Origin of the sequence: Streptomyces sp. CA-294286 (assembly GCF_050947155.1) — a bacterium.
Taxonomy (GTDB): Bacteria; Actinomycetota; Actinomycetes; order Streptomycetales; family Streptomycetaceae; genus Streptomyces.
The window spans coordinates 1,007,889-1,027,601 of the sequence record NZ_CP192004.1; the positions used below are offsets into that span (position 1 = coordinate 1,007,889).

Genomic DNA, 19,713 nt, shown 5'->3' on the forward strand with positions numbered 1-19,713 from the left:
CCGCGCCGCGGCCCGCATGTCACATTCCTCTGCGCCGCTGACGACCCCGGTAGTCCTCCAACGCCTCCTCCAGCGCGCACGCGTCGAAGTCCGGCCACAGAACCGGTGAGAAGTACAGCTCGGAGTGCAGCGTCTGCCACGGCATGAAGCCCGACAGCCGGGTCTCCCCGGAGGTGCGGATCACCAGATCCGGATCGGGCAGGCCGGCCGTGTCGAGATGCCGAGCCAGGTCCCCAGCGGTCAACGGCTGCTGCTCGCAGGGGTGATGACCGTCTGCGGCCCGGCTGACCAGAAGCCTGCGCACCGCACGAGTGATCTCATCCTGTCCGCTGTACGCGAGGGCGAAGTTCACCAGCGGACCCGGCACGGAACTGCTCCGGTGCGCATGGTCGCGCAGTTCGGCGGCCATGGGGGGCGGCAGACGATCCAGATCGCCGAGGAATCCGACCCGCCACTGCCCCGCAGAGGCGACGCGCCGCACGAACTCGGCGATGACGGGAAGCCCCGGGTCCACCTCCGCACGAGGCCGGCCGAGGTTCTCGACGGAGGTCGTCCACAGCGTGAGGACTTCGATCGCGGTGTCCGTGCGGCATCGGTCGAGCAGTTCCAGCGTGCGCTCGCAGCCGCGTCGGTGGCCCTCCAGGCTCGGCAGCCCCTTCGCCTTCGCCCACCGCCGGTTGCCGTCGGGGATGACAGCCAGATGACGAAGCGAGGGGAGAGGAGCAGGTGGAGCGGCAGGACCTGCCCCGGCGGCGCGGGAAAGGGCGCCTTCCGCACCGGCCGCGGCAGTGACGGGGCCCCGCCCGCCCGGAGAACCTGCGTGTGCCATGATCCACTCCTCGTCGACAGCCGGACGCCGCGCCGGCTGCGATGCCGTCTCGCCGGTCGTCCACCCGTACAACGACCGCCCCCTCCCGACGCAACGCGCAGCAGGGAGTGACGGTCCAGCGCCCCGCCCCCTCCAGGAGGCCGGCACAGGGCTGCGGGGCGCACCGGTCGACCGCACGCCTCTCCCGGGTCCTGTCGGCCCGCCGTTCGAGCCGGCCGCGCCCGAGGGCGCACCGAGCACGGCATACGAGTCACCCTGAGCGTCACGGTGTGCCCGTGCGCGAGCAGGCCGCGATCGCACCGGGGCTGTCGGGGCTCACTCAACCAGTGCCATGTGCAGCGGAGTTGCGGGCGTTGTGTCCGAGGGCGGGGTGAGGTGGGCCCGTCGGGACCCGCTCCATTTCCGGCGGCGGACCGCCCGCCCCCCAGAGGTAGAAGGAGACCGGAGAGGCGGTCCGCCTTCTGCGGAGCGTCCTCGCCGCCCGGCGCCCGCCTCCCGTATGTTCGAGGAACCGGACAGGGGTGTGGGGCGGGCGGCGGACGGCGTGTTCTACGGTTTCCGCAGGGTGCCCGGATGCCTTCCGGGCGTACAGCTACGGAGGTGGGGGCGGTGGCGGGGGAAAGCGCTCGGCGCAAGGGAGTCGTGCAGGGCCCGGAGGGGCCGGCCAAGGTGACGATCACCGAGATCGCGCGGGAGGCCGGGGTGTCCGTGCCGACCGTCTCGCGGGTCGTCAACGGGCGCTCCGACGTCTCGCCCGCCACCCGGGCCCGGGTCAAGGACCTGCTGGACCGGTACGGCTACCAGCGCAGGCCCGGCGCGCTCCGAGCTCCGGCGGCTCTGCTGGACCTGGTCTTCAACGACCTGGACAGCCCCTGGGCCGTGGAGATCATCCGGGGCGTGGAGGAGGTCGCCCACGAGTCCGACGTGGGAACCGTGGTCTCCGCGATCCACGGCCGGGCAGGGGCGGCGAGGCAGTGGATGACCAACCTGCGGTCCCGGGCATCGGACGGCGTGATCCTGGTGACCTCGGCTCTCGCGCCGGGGCTCCATGACGAACTGCGGCTCCTGGGCGTGCCGTTGGTGGTGATCGATCCGGCCGGGGCACCCGCCACCGAGGCGCCGACCGTGGGCGCCACCAACTGGGCGGGCGGGATGGCGGCGACCGAGCACCTGCTCGGCCTCGGACACCGGCGGATCGGTTTCGTCGAGGGCCCCTCCCGCCTGCTGTGCTCGCGGGCCCGGCTCGACGGCTACCGGGCGGCCCTGGACGTCGCGGGCGTCCCGGTCGAGCGCGAGCTGATCGTGCCCGGGGACTTCTACCACGAATCAGGTTTCACCGGCTGCAACCGGCTGCTGGACCTCGCACAGCCGCCCACCGCGATCTTCGCGTCCAGCGACCAGATGGCGCTCGGCGCGATCGAGGCGCTGCGCCGTCGGGGCCTGCGCGTACCGGAGGACATGAGTGTCGTCGGCTTCGACGACCTGCCCGAGGTGCGCTGGTCGGCGCCGCCGCTCACGACGGTGCGGCAACCGCTGTCCGACATGGGCAAGTTGGCGGCGCGGGTGGTTCTCGACCTCGCCCGGTCGGTGGAGCCCGCGTCCCTGCGGATCGAGCTGGCGACGGAGCTGGTGGTCCGGGCCAGTACGGGTGCGCCGCGCGAGGTGTGACCCAGTCGCCCTGAGGGGGTGTCAACGGCCTTTTCTGTCAGGGTCGTTGACACCCCCTCGGTGTGTCCGTAACTTCCGTTGCCATCCCCCGATAATTTTCGGACGGTTTCCGGAAGGTGTGCCATGCCAGCGTTCGACCGCTCAGCCGTGCCCGTGTCCACCGTCGCCCCGGCCCTCCCTCGCCGCCGCTTCCTGGGGGCCGCGTCGGCGGTCGGACTGGGAGCGGTCGGCCTGTCCGCCTGCTCGGACTCCGGTGCGAGCAGTACCGACAGCGAGGGCCGCACCGTCGTGGAACTCTGGAACATCCAGACCACGGAGCCGTCGAAGTCCGTCTGGCCGGAGCGGGTCAAGGCGTTCGAGGCCAAGAATCCCCAGGTCCGCGTCAAGCTCGTCACGCTGGAGAACGACGCGTACAAGGCGAAGATGACCGCTTTGACGAGTTCCGGGAAGCTTCCGGACATCTACCACACCTGGGGTGGCGGTGTACTCCGGCAGCAGATCGACGCGGGCCTCGTCGAGGACCTCACCGACACCGTGAAGCCGATGGCGGACACGTTCTTCGCAGCAGCAGTGAAGCCCTACGAGTTCGACGGCGCGACCTACGCGATGCCCATCGACATCGGCGCTGTCGGCTTCTGGTACAACAAGGCGCTCTTCGCCGACGCGGGCATCGAGGCACCGCCCACCACCTGGGCCGGTTGCCTCGACGCGGTCAAGAAGCTCAAGGCCGCCGGGATCACTCCCATCGCCCTCGCCGGCAAGGAGAAGTGGCCCGGCATGTACTACTGGGCCTACCTGGCGATGCGCATCGCCGGTGTCGACGGCATGCAGAAGGCGGCCGACGCCCGGGACTTCACCGGTGCCGACTTCGTCAAGGCCGGCGAACACCTCAAGGAACTCGTCGCCCTCCAGCCCTTCCAGAAGGGCTTCCTCGGCGCCGCCTACTCCACGCCGGGAGGAGAGGCCGCGCTCATGGGCAACGGCAAGGCCGCCCTGGAACTGATGGGTCAGTGGGCGCCCGTCGTGCAGGCCGACTCCGGCAAGGGCATCGGCAAGGACCTCGGCTTCTTCCCGTTCCCCACCGTCGAGGGTGGCAAGGGCGCGGCGACCGACGTGTTCGGGGGCGGCGGCGGGTACGCCGTGCGCAAAGGCGCACCGAAGGCGGCTGCCGACTTCCTGAAGTTCTTCATGAGCCCCGAGTCCGACACGATCCTCGTGTCGAAGGGCGGGATGATGCCGGTCGCCAAGGAAGCCGTCTCGGCCCTGACCGACCCCAACCTCAAGCTCGTCTCCCAGACCCTCGACAAGGCCACCGGCTTCCAGCTGTACCTCGACCAGGCGTATCCGCCGGCCGTCGGGCAGGAGATCAACGACTCGGTCGCCGGCCTCATCGCCGGGGCGAAGTCACCGCAACAGGTGACGCGTTCCATCACTCAGGTCGCCAAGAGCCAGTAGATGAAGACGACTTGCACCCGCATCGGCGAGGAGCCGCCGGTCGGCGTCCCCGCCGGGGGACCCGTTGGAGGACCGTCCCGCACCTCCGAGAACCGCCGGCCCCTGGCGCAGCGGGTGCGCGACTGGTGCACCGCCTTCGCCTTCACGGTGCCCGCGCTCGTCCTGTTCGGCCTCTTCGTGCTCATGCCGATCCTGTACGCCCTGTACGTCAGCTTCTTCAACTGGGGCGGATTCGGTGCGCCTTCGAACTTCACCGGGGTTGACAACTACACCCGCCTCCTCGGCGACCCGGTCTTCCTCGGCGACCTGTGGCGAGGTCTGCTGCTCGTCCTGATGTCCGTCGGTGTCCAGCTGCCGTTCGCGCTCGCCATGGCCGTCCTGCTCAACCAGAAGCTGCGCGGCCGGGCCTTCTACCGGATGCTGTTCTTCGCCCCGTACGTCCTGTCCGAAGTCATCACCGGGGTGCTGTTCTCCATGATCTTTGCGCCGGACGACGGGCTCGCCGACAAGGTGCTCGGCGCGATCGGCCTCGACCACGTGGGCGGCCTCTGGTTCGCCGACCAGGACTGGGTCCTGCCCACTCTGTTCCTCGTCATGATGTGGAAGTACTTCGGCTTCCACATGATGCTCTACCTGGCCGGCCTGCAGAGCGTCCCCGGAGAGCTGCACGAGGCGGCCCGCATCGACGGCGCGGGGCCCTGGCAGCGTTTTCGCCACATCACCCTGCCGCTGCTCGGGCCGACGATCCGCATCAGCGTCTTCCTCTCCGTCATCGGCGCCATCCAGCTCTTCGACCTGGTGTGGGTGTTGACCCAGGGCGGCCCCGACCACCACTCCGAGACGATGGCCGTCACGCTCTTCCAGTTCGGCTTCAAGCGTTACCAGATCGGTTACGCCAGCGCGATCAGCATCGCCATGTTCCTCATCAGCCTCGTTTTCGCCCTGCTCTACCAGCGCTACGTGCTGCGCCGCGACACCGAAGGAGCCATCACCACCATGCGAGGCGCCCGATGAGCGGCCTGTCCCTCACCGCACGCCGCCGACTGCGCTCGACGCCGCTGTACGTCACCGTGTGGGCGATCGGCGTCGTCATGGTCACCCCGCTGCTGTACGCGGTGGTGTCCGGATTCAAGACCACCGATCAGCTCTCGGACAACGCCTTCGGCCTGCCCTCCCCGTGGGTCGTCTCCCACTACACGGACATCCTGGCCTCCGGCTCGTTCTGGCGCATGCTCGCCTCCTCCACCCTGATCGCCATCGGCACCACCCTCCTCACCGTCGGCGCCGCCGCGCTCGCCGCGTTCGCTCTCGCCAGATTCGCCTTCCGTGGCCGGGAGTTGCTCTTCACTCTGTTCACGGTGGGGCTGATGTTCCCGTTCGCGGTGGCGATCCTGCCCCTGTTCATCCTGCTGCGCACCTTCGGGCTGCTCGACAACCCGTGGGGGGTGGTCCTGCCGCAGGCCGCGTTCGGCCTGCCCATGACCCTCGTCATCCTGCGGGGCTTCTTCCGGGAGATTCCCGCCGAGGTGGAGGAGGCGGCCACCCTCGACGGCTGTTCCCCGTTCGGCTTCTTCTGGCGGATCCTGCTGCCCATGGCCCGGCCCGCGCTCGGCACCGTCTGCGTCCTCGCCGTCGTCGGCAGCTGGAACAACTTCCTGCTCCCGCTGCTCGTGTTCAGCGAACCCCACTGGTGGACCATCCCCGTCGGCGTCCAGCAGTTCCAGGGCCAGTACGCCGCCGACATCGCCCGGGTCTTCGCCTACCTCGTCCTCGCCATGATCCCGGCACTCGGCTTCTACGCGGTCGCCGAACGGCAGCTGATCGGCGGCATCACGATGGGCGCGACCAAGGGCTGAGCCCCGGCAGCCGTCCCCCACCCAGACATCCCCTGCACGCCGAGAACCCGAGGAGTTCCATGGTCAAGCCCTGGCAGGACACCACCCTGCCCGCCGCCGTCCGGGCGGCGGACCTGCTCGCCCGGATGACCACGGAGGAGAAGACCGCCCAGCTCACCAGCGTATGGATCGGTGCGGACACCGAAGGCGCCGACGTCGCTCCCGGTCAGCACACGTACGCGGCCCGCAGCGCCGCCCTCGACGCGCTCCTGCCGTACGGAGTCGGCCACCTCACCCGCCCGTTCGGCACGGTCCCGGTCGAACCCTCCGAAGGTGCTGCCCGCCTCGCCGAACTGCAACGCGCGATCCGTGCGGGCAACCGGTTCGCCCTGCCCGCCCTCGCCCACGAGGAATGCCTGACCGGGTTCACCGCCTGGCAGGCCACCGTCTTCCCGACGCCGCTCGCCTGGGGCGCCACCTTCGACCCCGCACTGGTGACGGACATGGCACGGGCCATCGGTACGTCGATGCGAGCGGTGGGCGTCCACCAGGGGCTGGCCCCGGTCCTGGACGTCGTGCGCGACGCACGCTGGGGCCGCACCGAGGAAGCCATCGGCGAGGACCCCTACCTGGTGGGCACCATCGGCACCGCGTACGTGCGCGGACTGGAGGCCGCCGGGGTCGTCGCCACCCTCAAGCACTTCGCCGGGTACTCCGCCTCCCGCGCCGCCCGCAACCACGCGCCCGCCCCGCTCGGCCCGCGCGAACTCGCCGACGTGATCCTGCCGCCGTTCGAGATGGCGGTACGGGACGGGGGCGCCCGGTCCGTGATGCCCGCCTACAACGACATCGACGGTCTGCCCGCCCATGCCCATCCCGGACTGCTGACCCAACTCCTGCGTGAGGAGTGGGGTTTCACCGGCACCGTGGTCTCGGACTACTACGGCGTCTCACTGCTGGAGGAAGCGCACCGGATCGCCGACGGCGAGGGAGCCGCCGCACGGCTCGCCCTCGCGGCCGGGGTCGACGTCGAACTCCCCGCCGCCCGCTGCTTCGACCCCACCGACCCGCTCCCCGCGGACCTGCTGGAGCGATCCGCACTGCGGGTGCTCACGCAGAAGTGCGAACTGGGCCTGCTCGACCCGCAGCGGGAGCCCGCCGCGAGCGCCGGGCCCGTCGACCTCGACCCCCCGCACATGCGGGAACTGGCGCGGACGGTCGCCGAGGAGTCCGTCGTCCTGCTCGCGAACGACGGCGGGGCCGTGCCGCTGCGCGGCGATGCGCGCATCGCGCTCCTCGGCCCGCTCGCCCACGAGCAGGCCGCCATGCTCGGCTGCTACACCTTCCCCCGGCACGTCGGCGTCCACCACCCCGGCCTGCCGACCGGCATCGAGGTACCGACGCTCGCCGAGGCACTGCGCACCGAGCTGCCGGGCGCCGTGTTCGTCGACGATCCGTCCGGCGCCGATGTCTGCCTGGCCGTGGTCGGGGACCGGTCCGGCCTGTTCGGGCGCGGCTCGTCGGGCGAGGGCTGCGACGCCGAGGACCTCGCACTTCCCTACGGCCAGGGCGAGGTGCTGGACGCGGCGCTCGACTCCGGGGCACCGACCGTCGTCGTCGTGCTCAGCGGGCGGCCCTACGCGCTCGGCCGCTGGGCCGACCGGGCCGCGGCGGTCGTCCAGGCATTCTTCCCCGGGCAGGAGGGGGGCGGTGCCGTCGCGGGCGTGCTGTCCGGACGCGTCGCTCCGTCCGGCCGCCTGCCCGTGGCCGTGCCCCGGCATCCCGGCGGTCAGCCCGCCCCGTACCTCGCTCCGCCACTCGGCCGGCACGGCTTCCCCAGCACCGTGGACCCGACACCGCTGTACCCCTTCGGGCACGGCCTGTCCACCACCACCTTCGTCTGGGACGCCCCGCACTGCGAGGCCCCCGACCTTCCCACCGACGGGGAGACGACCGTGCGCCTGACCGTCCGCAACACCGGCGAACGGGCCGGCACCGAGGTCGTCCAGCTCTACCTGCACGACCCCGTCGGCACCGTCGCCCGGCCCGAGGTCCGGCTCGTGGGCTACGCCCGCGTTCCGCTCGCCCCGGGGGCATCGGCCGAAATCCATGCCACCTTCCCGGCGGACCTCGCCGGGTACACCGGTGCCGACGGCCGCCGTGCCGTCGAGCCCGGCGCCCTCGAACTGCGCGTCTGCGCGTCCAGTGAGCACGTGCACCACACCGTCCCGCTCACCCTGACGGGCCCGGTGCGGGAGGTCGGGCACACCCGCCGGATGCGGTGCGAGATGCGGGTCACGTAGGACCCGTACCGCGAGATCGGCCACCGATCGCCGTACCCGGGCAGAGGAGGGAGCCGCGACGGAGCGGGCTGCCGCCCCGGTTCCCTCTGTCGGCGGGCCGCGCCTCCCTGCTTCCGGCCGGTGTGCGGAACGGCGTCGGCGGTGGAGGCGTCCTTCGCCTCCACCGCCTTCTCGCCGGTGCGGGTGCCCGGGGGCCCACCAGCCCCCGGCGTACCGTCGCCACCCTGCCGGGGCAGCGTTCACCGTTTCTGTGATCCGCCCCGTCGTTTGCGGCGCGCGTGGCGGGACCTCAGGCGCGGGTCCAGCGTTGGTTGGCGCCGTGGGAGCAGGAGTAGAGCTGGATCGTGGTGCCGTTGGCGGTGCCGCCCGCGGTGGCGTCGAGGCAGAGGCCGGACCGGACGTCGACGACGGATCCGTCGGAGCCGAAGCGCCATTTCTGGTTGCTGCCACCCCAGCAGCTGTAGATCTGGACCTTGCTGCCGTTGCTGGTGCCCGCGGCGTCCAGGCACTTGTTGCCGTAGACCCGGAGCTCGCCGGCGGCGGTGTGGGTCCACTGCTGGTTGGTGCGGTTGTTGCAGTCCCACAGCTGGAGTTGCGTGCCGTCGGTGGTGCCGGCGCCGGGCACGTCCAGGCAGCGGCCGGAGGCGACGCCCTTGATCTGTCCGGAGTCGCCGGGGGGCGTGGGGGAGGCGGCGTTGAGTGCGTCGAGGACGGCGCCGTACGCGGGTTTCCTGCTGCCGTCGCCGTGGAACAGCAGCGGCGAGTGCTCCGGCCGCCAGGAGTCGGTGTCGCGCACACCCCAGACGGTGATGCCGAGGCAGCGCGGGACGGCCAGGCAGTCGTTGGTCACCTGGGCGTAGGTCGCGGCCGAGGCACCCTGGATGTCGAGTTCGGTGAGGGCCACGTCGACGCCGAGTGCCGCGAAGTTCCGCAGTGTGGTGCGGAAGTTGCTGTGGTACGGGCTGTCGTTGTTGAAGTGCGACTGGAAGCCGACGCAGTCGATCGGCACTCCGCGCTGTGTGAAGTCCTTGACCATGGCGTACATGGCCTGGGTCTTGGCCGCGTTCCAGTTCTCGACGTTGTAGTCGTTGTAGCAGAGCTTGGCGGCCGGGTCGGCGGCTCGCGCGGCGCGGAAGGCGGCCTCGATCCAGTCGTTGCCGGTGCGCTGCAGGTTGGAGTCGCGCCGGGCTCCCGAACTTCCGTCCTCGAACGCCTCGTTCACGACGTCCCACTGGCTGATCTTGCCCTTGTAGTGCGTCATCACGCCGTTGATGTGGCCGATCATCGCCTGCCGCAGGTTGCTGCCGCTGAGGCTCTGCATCCAGGCGGGCTGCTGCGAGTGCCAGGCCAGGGTGTGGCCGCGTACGTGTTTGCCGTTCTGTACCGCCCAGTGGTGGACACGGTCAGCTGCGGTGAAGTCGAAGCGGCCCCGTTGGGGTTCGGTGGCATCGATCTTCATCTCGTTCTCGGCCGTCACCGAATCGAACTCGCGGCCCGCGATCGCCGCGTAGGCCGAGTCGTTGAGTCTGCCCGCGGCGATCGCGGTGCCGAAGTAGCGGCCGCTCTGCGCCGCCGCGGCGCCCAGCGTGCTCTCGGCCGCACTCCTGGCCGCATGGGCGGAGGGGAGGACGGCCGGTGCGGCGGACACACCGAGGACGCCGATGATCAGTGCGGACAGCAGAGTGCCGGACCTGCGCCGCAAGGCGCGTAGGGGTAGGGCATGCGCAGACATGGCTGTGCCTCCAGGGTTGTACGGCGGAAGGGAGGGGAAGCGGCTGCCCGACGCCGCAGGGGCCCTTGGAGCGAGCCCCGTACGCGCGACCAGCCACGGATCAGGTACAGACGTTCGCGTGGTGCGTGTGGGTCGAAGGGACGGAGGCATGCGCGGCTCGTGCGTCCGTGCGGGCCGGCGGGTGGAGTTGCTGCGGGTGGGGCCGACGTCCGGAAACGACGGACGGCCGGGGGCGCCTGCGGCTCTGGGGTCCAAGTCCTCGGAACGGGGTGAAGGCGACACGGCGTGACGATCGGGGTCTGCCGGTTGACGGCGCGGAACGTCCGACCGCCGTCGACGTCCCGGGACAGGGGGCTGCCCGGGGACGGTGCCCCGTAAGCGCTTGGACCGTCCGGAGACGGGGAGCGCCCTGATTCGACATATCGAACAATGGTCGGTGTGTCGGTGATGCGAGTCGGACAGTAATGACGTGCGGTCGGGCAGTCAACAGGTCGAGCGGCTACGGAAGTTGACGTGATGACGGCCAAGTGGACGCTGCTTGCCGCGCCTCGCCCGTCGCGCAGGCGCCCTCGTGGGCTACTCGCGTCGGAAACTTTCGAAGTACTTCCGGTTGCCCCGACGTGCTGTTCACCCCGGGGGAGAGGTGCACTTCGAGGCCGGATCGGTGCGAGGTCTTGACCGGAAGGCTCGGCCTTCCTAGCTTGTGGCGTCACAGGCATCCGAAATTTTTCCGAAAGTTTTTCGGCAGGCAACCGGAACTCGCCGCCCCGTGCCCTTCCGTCCGGACAGGCCGTTCCCGGCCCGTCGGGGCCTTGTGCCCGTCCGCTCGCCTTCCCGCCCGCTCGTCCCGGTCCCGGCATTCCTTCCCGCGCACCTCGTCCCTGAAGGAGTTCTTCACGATGTGGTTTCGCCATCCGCCCCTGGTCGACCTGAGGCGCTTACTCGCCGTCCTCGCGCCCCTGCTGCTCGCGGCCACCTTCCTCTCCGCCCAGCCCGCAGCCGCGGCGACCGTCGACACCAACGCCTGGTACGTACTGGTCAACCGCAACAGCGGCAAGGCCCTGGACGTCCACCATCTGGCGACCAACGACGGCGCGCGCCTCACCCAGTGGACCAGGAACGACCAGAACCAACAGCAGTGGCAGTTCGTCGATTCGGGCGGCGGCAACTACCGCATCCTCTCCCGCCACTCCGGCAAGGTGCTGGACGTGCAGGGCCGGTCCACCGCCAACGGCGGCCCCGTCGTCCAGTGGGCCGACCTGAACGCCACCCACCAGCAGTGGCGGCTGGCCGACAGTCCGGGCGGCTACGTACGGTTCGTCTCGCGCCACAGCAACAAGGCCCTCGAAGTCCAAGGCGCCTCCACCGCCGACAACGCGAACATCGTCCAGTACGACGACTGGGGCGGCGCCAACCAGCAGTGGCAGCTCGTCAAGGTCGGCACCGGCAACCCCGGGACGTGCAGTCTTCCCTCGACCTACCGCTGGACCTCCACGGGCGCGCTGGCGCAGCCCAAGCCGGGGTGGGCCTCGCTCAAGGACTTCACGGTGGCCCCGTACAACGGCAAGCATCTCGTCTATGCGACGACGCACGGCGCGGGCCCGGGGACGGGCTGGGGGTCGATGAACTTCGGCCTGTTCTCCCACTGGCCGGAGATGGGTTCGGCCGGCCAGAACACGATGTCGCACTCCGTTGTCGCGCCCACGCTCTTCTACTTCGCGCCGAAGAACATCTGGGTGCTCGCCTATCAGTGGGGAGGGGGGAGCGCCTTCTCCTACCGGACGTCGAGCGACCCGTCCGACCCCAACGGCTGGTCGTCGCAGCAGGTGCTCTTCACCGGAAGCATCACCGGCTCCGCCACAGGCCCCATCGACCAGACGCTCATCGCGGACGGCACGCACATGTACCTGTTCTTCGCCGGCGACAACGGCAAGATCTACCGGGCCAGCATGCCGATCGGGAACTTCCCGGGCAGTTTCGGATCGGCCTACACAACGATCATGAGCGATACGACGAACAACCTGTTCGAAGCGCCGCAGGTCTACAAGCTCCAGGGCCAGGACCGCTACCTCATGATCGTCGAGGCGATCGGTACGCAGGGCCGCTACTTCCGCTCGTTCACGGCCTCCAGTCTGAACGGCTCATGGACACCCCAGGCCGCGACCGAGAGCAACCCCTTCGCCGGCAAGGCCAACAGTGGTGCCACCTGGACCGACGACATCAGCCACGGCGAACTGATCCGGGTCGGCGCCGATCAGACGTTCACCGTCGATCCCTGCAACCTGCAATTCCTCTACCAGGGACGCGATCCCAGGATCGGCGGCGACTACGGCCAATGGCCCTACCGCCCGGGTCTGCTGACACTGCGCCGCTGACGGCGTGACGCGGGCCCGGCAGGGGGGTCTGCGTGGCGGTTTCGGCGAAAGACCTGCTGCGGAGATGCCACGTGCCGCCCCGAGGGGCGCATGCGTGTCAGCGTGTGCGCCGACGAGCGGACGAACAGCGCGCCGGAGGCAGTGGTGCCGGTGCTCCGGGCGGCCGTCCGGAGCACTGCCGGCTCCGGTGCCCCGGCGGAGACGAGTATCCGGCAGCTCTCAGGGGCTCGGCGCGGTCAGGTACCGCTGGATCGTCGGTGCCAGCCACGCCACGATCTCCGTCCGTGCCAGCCCCGTCGCGGGTGGCATCCGCAGCACGTACCGCGTGAGCGCCAGCCCCAGCAGCTGCGACGCCATGAGTGCCGCCCGCGCCGGGACCTGCTCGGGGTCGGGGCACACCTGCCGGGCGACCGGCACCAGCTGGTCACGCAGGATGTCCTGCATGCGCTCCGCCCCGGCCTGGTTGGTCACGCCGACCCGCAGCAGGGCGGTGAGGACCTCGTTGTCCTCCCACATGTCGAGGAAGTGCTCGACCAGGATCCGCCCCGCGTCCTGCCGGCGCTCCGCCCCGCTCACGTCTGGCAGCCGCAGGTCGATGGCGACGGCCGCGGCGAAGAGCCCCTCCTTGTTGCCGTAGTACCGCATCACCATCGACGGGTCGATCTGCGCGTCCTTGGCGATCGCCCGGATGGTGGCCCGCTCGTAGCCGTCGGTCGCGAAGCGTTCCCGGGCCGCGCCGAGGATCGCGCCGCGGGTGGCGTCGGAGCGGCGCGGAGCGGGGGAGCCGGGAAGAGTGGAGGTGGTGCTGTCGCGACCGTTCATGCCCACCAGCGTAGGCCGACGTCTTCCGGTCAACAAGTGTTCGCCCACAGGTGTTTGCCAACACCCGTTGACACCCTTTTCGCCGCCTCGCTACCGTGGTCAACGAACGTTGGCCAACATCCGTTCACCACGAGGAATCGCCAGCGAACGACGGCTGCAGGAGGCCACCATGAACGGCACCGCCACCGACCGCACCGTGATCGTCGTCGGCTCCGGCCCCACCGGCCTCCTCCTCGCCGGTGACCTCGCCACAGCCGGCGTCAGCGTGACCCTCGTCGAGAAGCGGCCGCGCGGGACCAGCAACCTCTCCCGCGCCTTCGGGGTGCACGCCCGCACCCTGGAGCAGCTCGACGCCCGCGGTCTCGCCGACGAACTCCTCACCACCGGCGACACCCTCACCCGGCTGCGGCTCTTCCGCCGCCTCTCCCTCGATCTGAGCGGGCTGCCCACGCGTTTCCCGTTCCTGCTCATCACCCCGCAGTACGAGGTCGAGCGGCTCCTGGAGCGGCGGGCCCGGGAGGCCGGGGTCGAGTTCGCGTACGAGAGCGAGGTCGTGGGGCTGCGTCAGGACGACGAGGGGGTCGACCTCGACGTGCGCGGCGCGAACGGGGTGGTCGCCTCTCGCCGGGCGGTCCACGTCGTCGGCGCCGACGGCCACCGGAGCGCCGTACGGGAGGCGATCGGCCTGGACTTCCCCGGGGTCAGCGTCATCAGGTCGCTGATCCTGGCCGACGTCCGGCTGGCCGAGAAGCCGGAGGGCGTCCTCACCGTCGACAGCGGCGGCGACGCGTTCGCGATGATCGCCTCCTTCGGTGACGGCTGGTACCGGGTCATGGGATGGAACCGCCGCAACGAGGCATCCGACGACGCCCCGCTCGACCTCGACGAGGTCAAGCACCTCACCCGCCGTGCCCTGGGCAGCGACTACGGCATGCACGACGCCCGCTGGCTCTCCCGCTTCCACAGCGACGAGCGCCAGGCACCGCACTACCGGGTCGGCCGGGTCTTCCTCGCCGGAGATGCCGCCCACATCCACTCCCCGGCCGGAGGACAGGGCATGAACACCGGCCTCCAGGACGCCGCCAACCTGAGCTGGAAGCTCGCCGCGGCCGTCCAGGGCCGGGCGCCCGAAGGGCTCCTCGACAGCTACGAGGCCGAGCGCCACCCGGTCGGCAGGGCGGTGCTGCGCAGCAGTGGCGGACTGGTCCGGCTGGCCCGCGCGCGCAATCCGCTGCTGCGGGCCGCCCGCGCCCTCGGCTCCGCGTTCGTCGACATGGCCCCGCCCGTCCAGCGCAGGGCCCTGGGCCAGATCACCGGGATCGGCTACGCCTACCCCGCCCCCCGCGGCGCCCACCGCCTCACCGGCACCCGCGCCCCCGACGTCGCACTGAAGGACGGCCGACTCCACGAGGTGCTGCGCGGCGGCCGTTTCGTGCTGATCACGCCCGCGGCGTACGAGGGCCCCGGTGTCCGTGAGGGGTGGCTCACCGTGGCGCGCTGGGCGGGCGACCGCCGAACGACCGTCCTGGTGCGGCCCGACGGATACGTGGCCTGGGCGGCGGAGGGCACGGACGCGACGGGGATCGAGGAGGCGGTGGGCCGGTGTCTGGGCCGGGCCGTGTAGCAGGCAGTCAGGCAGCGCGGGCGGTCGAAACCAGTCCGTCGCAGCCACCACCGACGACGGCGTACCGGTGAACACGCCTGCCCGGCAGTGCAGTTGACTGCTCAAGCACTTCCCACTCCCTTGATCGCGAGGGAGACCGCGCCGGTAGAGTCGGCTGAACGGCACCATCCCGGGGGGAACTGATGACGGCAGCGGACGCAGTGCCCATGGTCTTCGTTCACGGGACACGCTTCAGCGCGGGGCAGTGGAGCGTGCAGATGGCTGCACTCAGGGACGAATTCCCGGTAGCCGCCGTCGACCTGCCTGGGCACGGGGAGCGCTCGGCTCACACCTGGAGCCTGAGCAGCGCGACGGAGATCATCGCTTCCGCCGTGGACTCGCTCGACTGCGGGCCGGCTCTGGTCGTCGGGCACTCGCTCGGCGGATACGCCTCGCTGGAGTTCGCGCGGCGTCGTCCGGACCAACTGCGCGGGCTGATCCTCGCGGGAGCCAGCGCCTCCACCCGCGGCACCTGGGCAGCGCCCTATCGGTGGGTGGCCGGGCTGGTCCCGCGCATACCGGCGAAGCGGCTGGCCCAGTGGAACGACCGGCTACTGCGACGGCTCTACCCGCCAGAAGTGGTGGAGGCGACGATCCGTTCCGGCTACGCCTTTCACACTCTGCCGACGGCCTGGGACGAGGTGCTGGGACGCTTCGACGCGGGTGCGATGCGTGGGGTAAAGGCTCCGGTACTGATCCTGAACGGCGAGAAGGACGTCGTCTTCCGGAGTGGCGAGGCTCCCCGAGCGGACGAGTGCCGGGGAGCCCCGCCCTCCCGCGGCGGCGTATGCGATCGATCTCCCCGGATGCTCGGTCTCCCCGCTGCTCGTACTCCCGGACGCGTCAGGCGCGACGCCTTCCGAGCGGACTGCCGAGGAACACGACCTCCGATCCCCGACGCTGGAACCACCCCACCGCTACGCGGCATCCACCCAGTACCCGCGACACCGCCCCCACCACCGTGACGGTTTCGGTACGACCGCACCCGCGCAGACGAAGCGCACGCCCACCACGCGCCGGTCACGCTGCGCCGCCTGCCTGTGCGTCGCGCACCCTCCCCGGCCCGAAGGCATCGGACCACAGCAGTGACCGGAACGGGCATCAAAGCGAGAACCGCCCGGCCACCTCTCACCTTCCGATTCGCGCCATCTGGGACACTTGACTCCATGCCTGGTGCCCGACAACGACATTCCCAGCCATCGCGGTCCCTGCGGCGTGCCGCCCGGACCCTTCCGGCGGACCTCGTCGGCAGACAACGGCAGTCCTGGTGCCGGTGGACGAACTGGCGGGTCTTCTTGATGCCCCTCTCGGGGCCCCGCGTGCTGATCGCGGCGCTCACTGCCCGAGGCCCCGGGGTGACGTGGCGGGAACGAGGCACCCTCCCTGGGGTCGGTGCCGCCATACCTGCGATCCCGGTTCGCGCGGTGATCGGGTACCGGCACCGCACAGCCTCCACCCGGCCGCATACGACGACCGCCGACACAGGCACGGGTCGGTGACATGTCCAGTTCGTTCCACAGTCGCACCCCATCGAACGATGCACGACGGGCAACGGCGCCCGCGGGGCACTTGCGACCTCGCGCAGCCCTGCTGATGCTGCTGAGCCTCACGCTGGTGTCGGGCGTGGTGTCCCTCCTGATCATGCTTCCCGCTGCCAAGCATCTGCGCTCCTTTCAGGACGGCGAGCAGACCACCGCGACACTGCACACCTCAGGTTCGTGCATGTTGGGCCAATGCCAGGTCGAGTTCAGAGCCGACGGTCGTCGCGTGGTGGCAGATCTGCCGGCGGGCAGCGGCGGCGGAAAGCATGAAGTGGGCACCCGGACGACAGTCCGTTACGACGCGGCCGACCCCCGGGAGGCCGTCCGCGAAGACGACCTCTGGGGCGGCGGAGCGGCAGTGCTGGCAGTGCTGTCGGGCGGGCTGTCCCTGCTCCTCCTGCTGATGTCGGCCATGGGGCTGGTCCAGACGTTGCGGCAGCGGCGGGCCGACGCAAGCTAAACCGCTCCCGTCGGACGCAGATTGGGGAGCTCCCCGCGGTGGTGATCGGCGTCGCCTGCATCGTCGTGGCGTGTTCCGTCACTGCCCTGAGCGAGGTGCCGATGCTGCTGTCCCCGAACCCGTCGGCCGCCCACGGTCTGTCTGCCCCGCTATGCGGTGGCCGTCATCGCGACCTGCCCTGTGCCGGTCCCGGCGACGGCCGAGCCGCAGCCCCGCCGCCGGTCTCGGCCTGCCGGTAGGCGGCGGCCTGCAGGGTGAACATCCGCCGGTATGCGGAGTCCCGGGCCATCAGCGAGGTGTGGTCGCCTTGTTCGGTGATGCGTCCGTCCTGGAAGACGTAGATCATGTCGCACTCGATGACGCTGGCGAGGCGGTGTGAGACCAGGACGGTGATGCGGTCGGCGCGGCGGTGTCCGCGCAGGACCGCCTCGTACACGTCGTGTTCGGCGAAGGGGTCCATGTGGGAGGTCGGTTCGTCCAGGAGCAGTACCGAGGCGTCCTTGTACAACCCGCGGGCGACGGCGATCTTGGCCCAGTTCCCGCCGGAGAGTTCCTGGCCGCCCTTGAAGCGTGTGGACAGGGGAGTGGCCCACTGCTGCGGCAGCTTGGCGATGATTCGGTCTGCGCCGGAGTCGGTCACCGCCCGGTGCGCGCGTTCGGGGTCGGCCTCGGTGATCGTCCCGGCGGAGATCGTGGTGTTCGCCAGCGCCGACAGAGGCCATTCGACCGGCGATTGCAGCACCATGGCCACCTGCGACTGGATGCTTTCGGCGTCCACCCGAAGGACGTCGACGCCGTCCCACTCGATCGTTCCGGACGACGGTTCGTACAGCCCGGCGATGAGTTTGGACAGGGTGGACTTACCGCTCCCGTTGGGCCCCACGAAGGCGACGGTGGTTCCTGCGCGCAGTTCCAGGGAGACCCCGTCGAGCGCGGGCCGGGCCGCTTCGGGGTAGGCGAAGGTGACGTTGTCGACGTGGATCGTTTCGACCCCGGTCGGAGCGGCGCGTCCGGTGAGGCGGGGCATCCGAGCCTTGCAGCGGTCGAGGAAGTCCAGGAGGTCGTCCACCCACAGGGCGTGTTCGTAGACGAGGTGAGTGGCAAGCACGATGCGGGTGAGAGTGGACTGGCTGGCCCGGATCGCGAGGAAGGCGCCGCCGCCGGCGGCCAGCGGCAGCCAGCCGACGATCAGCATCCAGGCCAGGGCGGTGTAGGTGACGGCGGTGCCCAGGCCTCCGAGGGCCCGCCCGAGCAGGCCGGTCTTGGCCTCCTGACGGCCGAGGCGGATGTTCTCGGCTTCGATGTGCTGTGCGAGGCGCGCGTACTCACCCAGTAGCGCCGACTGGGCGGTGGACGAGCGCAGTTCGGCGGCGGCACTGGGATCGCGCAGCAGCCAGGTCAGCAGCCAGACCCGGCGCTGGAGGCTGCTTTGGCGGACCCGGCTCAGGAAGCGGGCGCGCGCGGAACGCACCGATGCCAGTCCCTGGGGGACCACCGAAGCGAGCAGCAACGGCAGAAGGAGGGGGTGGAGATAGGCGAGTACGGCGGCGGCGCCGAGCAGGCCCAGAAACGCGGACGTGAGCTCCAGGATCTGGTTGATGGACTCCTTCGCGTAGTACAGGCCGCGGTCGTTGGCCCGGTTGGAGTCGTCGGCCCAGGTGGAGTCGTCGACCGCTTCCAGCCGGACGTGGGCGGTCGCGGAGAAGAACTCTGTTTCGATCTTCCGGTTGATTTGGGGAGCAAGCCGGGCCTGGAACAGGGAGATCCCGGTGTCGAGCAGGGCGCGGACGATCAGGAGGACCGCGACCAGGAGGAGGGAGGGGATCGCGGCGCGGACCCGATCGGGGGTGGGGCCCTGCGCGAACAGCGCTTGCAGGACGCCGATCGAGGCGAGGAGTCCGCCGGCAGCCATGATTGCGGAGGACACGTGGAGCACGCTGACGCCGAGAGTGGCGCGGGTATCGGCCTGCCAGGACATCAGCATCACCCGCCGCATGATCTTGGGAAGACGCCGCAGGATGCGCCACATGCTCGTGCGTGCCGCCGCCCCGTCCCATGTCGACCAGTAGGCGCTCGTGAGTTCGCCGCCCGGCTCCGTGCTCCCCGGTGCCGCCGGGGCGGTGGAAGGGGGAAGGGGCAGGGCACTTCCGCGCGGGCCAGGAACACGTCCGGCGGGAGGAGTGTCCGTCACGGCTGCCTCCTTGAAGCAGTGGAGACACAGGGCGGGCGGCGGGACGCGGGGGACGCGTCACCGGAGTGGGTGGGTTGAGGGCGGGGATGCACGAAGGCCTCCAGCGCGAGAGTGAGGGACGGTGCAGACGGGCGTTCTCGGTCAGGGTGTGTGTGGGACGGGCGCTTCGCTGGGACCGCCCTGGGCTTCGTGGTCGCTCCGGCCCATCTCGCGTAGAGGCGTCCGGCACGGATGCCCTCGATCGCCGCGCGGGTGCAGGGGACCAAGGGCGACGGAAGGCGGTCAGGGGCGCAGCATGCCTTGTTCGATGGAGCAGGGGCAGTGCGAGGGCTGTGCGGTGACGGCAAAGATCCTCCCCGGGGTGACGTGGAACCGAGCGATACTCGAACAACCCCCCACCCCTGGGGGATGTAACGGGCTTGGCACGGCGAAAAGTTCGAACGTGATTGCGGGAGGGTGCGCGAGGCGGGCTCCTCGGGCGTCGGGGTCTTTGAACCCACACGTTCGAGTGGAAGTTGCTCCGGACCACCCGACCGGGGACTTGCGCAGTGCGTCCGAGTGCGGTGCGCCGGTGCTGGTACGGGCCGCGAGGGTCTGCCCGGACGGGCATCGCGCGTGGTACTCCGCGGCGCACCGTCCGTCTTTACGAACGCCGCCTCAGCGCAGAGGGGTTGGCGGACCACTGGACGCTGTAGGTGATCTCCGCCGTAGGAGGGTACTCCCGCTGTGCCTTCGTCGAGCGTGTGCTGCCCGAGGGGTATGCCGCTGCCCTTGCCCGTAAGGGCCCGCCGCGCTTTCATTCTGAAGGCACACGTCGAAGCGAGCCGTCCGGTGCGCGC

At 70.5% G+C, this 19,713-nt stretch carries 13 protein-coding genes; 9 read left to right on the forward strand and 4 right to left on the reverse strand.

Translation table 11 applies throughout. The annotated features are described in order from the left end of the window. Positions 1 to 19: 19 nt before the first annotated feature. Positions 20 to 829 (reverse strand): polyprenyl diphosphate synthase, encoded by an 810-nt coding sequence (uppS, locus tag ACQPZG_RS04420; RefSeq protein WP_433544429.1) that lies wholly within the window; start codon positions 827 to 829, stop codon positions 20 to 22. 609 nt (positions 830 to 1,438) lie between these two features. On the opposite strand from uppS, the gene ACQPZG_RS04425 reads away from it, so the two are divergent. The 5 genes from ACQPZG_RS04425 (at position 1,439) to ACQPZG_RS04445 (ending at position 8,090) form a co-directional block, all read left to right on the forward strand. Beyond that, on the forward strand, positions 1,439 to 2,497 hold the full coding sequence (locus tag ACQPZG_RS04425; protein WP_433544430.1) for a LacI family DNA-binding transcriptional regulator: 1,059 nt from the start codon (positions 1,439 to 1,441) through the stop codon (positions 2,495 to 2,497). Positions 2,498 to 2,620: 123 nt separating this feature from the next. Beyond that, the gene (locus ACQPZG_RS04430) at positions 2,621 to 3,952 is read left to right on the forward strand and encodes an extracellular solute-binding protein (RefSeq protein WP_433544431.1); all 1,332 of its coding nucleotides are present in this window, start codon (positions 2,621 to 2,623) and stop codon (positions 3,950 to 3,952) included. Next, positions 3,953 to 4,966, forward strand: a complete 1,014-nt coding sequence (locus ACQPZG_RS04435; protein ID WP_433544432.1) for a carbohydrate ABC transporter permease — start codon at positions 3,953 to 3,955, stop codon at positions 4,964 to 4,966. Continuing rightward, entirely contained in the window at positions 4,963 to 5,808 is an 846-nt protein-coding gene (locus ACQPZG_RS04440; protein ID WP_433544433.1) for a carbohydrate ABC transporter permease, read from the forward strand. Before ACQPZG_RS04435 ends, ACQPZG_RS04440 begins: the two co-directional genes overlap by 4 nt. A gap of 59 nt (positions 5,809 to 5,867) precedes the next feature. Further along, entirely contained in the window at positions 5,868 to 8,090 is a 2,223-nt protein-coding gene (locus tag ACQPZG_RS04445) for a beta-glucosidase (protein WP_433544434.1), read from the forward strand. 289 nt (positions 8,091 to 8,379) lie between these two features. Here the strand turns inward: ACQPZG_RS04445 and ACQPZG_RS04450 are convergent, their stop codons facing one another. Next, complete coding sequence (locus tag ACQPZG_RS04450; protein WP_433544435.1) at positions 8,380 to 9,822, reverse strand: endo-1,4-beta-xylanase; 1,443 nt, start codon at positions 9,820 to 9,822, stop codon at positions 8,380 to 8,382. Between the two features lie 899 nt (positions 9,823 to 10,721). On the opposite strand from ACQPZG_RS04450, the gene ACQPZG_RS04455 reads away from it, so the two are divergent. Further along, positions 10,722 to 12,197, forward strand: coding sequence for a non-reducing end alpha-L-arabinofuranosidase family hydrolase (locus tag ACQPZG_RS04455; RefSeq protein WP_433544436.1), 1,476 nt, complete (start codon positions 10,722 to 10,724; stop codon positions 12,195 to 12,197). Positions 12,198 to 12,416: 219 nt separating this feature from the next. Here the strand turns inward: ACQPZG_RS04455 and ACQPZG_RS04460 are convergent, their stop codons facing one another. Next, entirely contained in the window at positions 12,417 to 13,019 is a 603-nt protein-coding gene (locus tag ACQPZG_RS04460) for a TetR family transcriptional regulator (RefSeq protein ID WP_433544437.1), read from the reverse strand. Positions 13,020 to 13,188: 169 nt separating this feature from the next. Between ACQPZG_RS04460 and ACQPZG_RS04465 the strand changes: the two genes are divergently transcribed. The 3 genes from ACQPZG_RS04465 to ACQPZG_RS04475 all read left to right on the forward strand — a co-directional run bounded on the left by ACQPZG_RS04465 (position 13,189) and on the right by ACQPZG_RS04475 (position 16,683). Then, positions 13,189 to 14,643 carry an FAD-dependent monooxygenase gene (locus ACQPZG_RS04465; RefSeq protein WP_433544438.1) on the forward strand — a complete coding sequence of 485 codons (1,455 nt, stop codon included), beginning with the start codon at positions 13,189 to 13,191 and terminating at the stop codon, positions 14,641 to 14,643. 182 nt (positions 14,644 to 14,825) lie between these two features. Then, on the forward strand, positions 14,826 to 15,647 hold the full coding sequence (locus ACQPZG_RS04470) for an alpha/beta fold hydrolase (RefSeq protein WP_433544439.1): 822 nt from the start codon (positions 14,826 to 14,828) through the stop codon (positions 15,645 to 15,647). A 628-nt stretch (positions 15,648 to 16,275) separates the two neighbouring features. Continuing rightward, positions 16,276 to 16,683 carry a DUF3592 domain-containing protein gene (locus ACQPZG_RS04475; RefSeq protein WP_433544440.1) on the forward strand — a complete coding sequence of 136 codons (408 nt, stop codon included), beginning with the start codon at positions 16,276 to 16,278 and terminating at the stop codon, positions 16,681 to 16,683. A 163-nt stretch (positions 16,684 to 16,846) separates the two neighbouring features. Here ACQPZG_RS04475 and ACQPZG_RS04480 read toward each other — a convergent pair whose 3' ends face one another. Continuing rightward, the gene (locus ACQPZG_RS04480) at positions 16,847 to 18,874 is read right to left on the reverse strand and encodes an ATP-binding cassette domain-containing protein (RefSeq protein ID WP_433544441.1); all 2,028 of its coding nucleotides are present in this window, start codon (positions 18,872 to 18,874) and stop codon (positions 16,847 to 16,849) included. Positions 18,875 to 19,713: the final 839 nt, after the last annotated feature.

Bases quoted from the DNA above. Each gene is read 5' to 3' on its own strand.
- uppS (WP_433544429.1), bottom strand. From the start codon at position 829: ATGGCACACGCAGGTTCTCCGGGCGGGCGGGGCCCCGTCACTGCCGCG.
- ACQPZG_RS04430 (WP_433544431.1), top strand. From the start codon at position 2,621: ATGCCAGCGTTCGACCGCTCAGCCGTGCCCGTGTCCACCGTCGCCCCG.
- ACQPZG_RS04435 (WP_433544432.1), top strand. From the start codon at position 3,953: ATGAAGACGACTTGCACCCGCATCGGCGAGGAGCCGCCGGTCGGCGTC.
- ACQPZG_RS04440 (WP_433544433.1), top strand. From the start codon at position 4,963: ATGAGCGGCCTGTCCCTCACCGCACGCCGCCGACTGCGCTCGACGCCG.
- ACQPZG_RS04445 (WP_433544434.1), top strand. From the start codon at position 5,868: ATGGTCAAGCCCTGGCAGGACACCACCCTGCCCGCCGCCGTCCGGGCG.
- ACQPZG_RS04450 (WP_433544435.1), bottom strand. From the start codon at position 9,822: ATGTCTGCGCATGCCCTACCCCTACGCGCCTTGCGGCGCAGGTCCGGC.
- ACQPZG_RS04455 (WP_433544436.1), top strand. From the start codon at position 10,722: ATGTGGTTTCGCCATCCGCCCCTGGTCGACCTGAGGCGCTTACTCGCC.
- ACQPZG_RS04460 (WP_433544437.1), bottom strand. From the start codon at position 13,019: ATGAACGGTCGCGACAGCACCACCTCCACTCTTCCCGGCTCCCCCGCT.
- ACQPZG_RS04465 (WP_433544438.1), top strand. From the start codon at position 13,189: ATGAACGGCACCGCCACCGACCGCACCGTGATCGTCGTCGGCTCCGGC.
- ACQPZG_RS04470 (WP_433544439.1), top strand. From the start codon at position 14,826: ATGACGGCAGCGGACGCAGTGCCCATGGTCTTCGTTCACGGGACACGC.
- ACQPZG_RS04475 (WP_433544440.1), top strand. From the start codon at position 16,276: ATGCTGCTGAGCCTCACGCTGGTGTCGGGCGTGGTGTCCCTCCTGATC.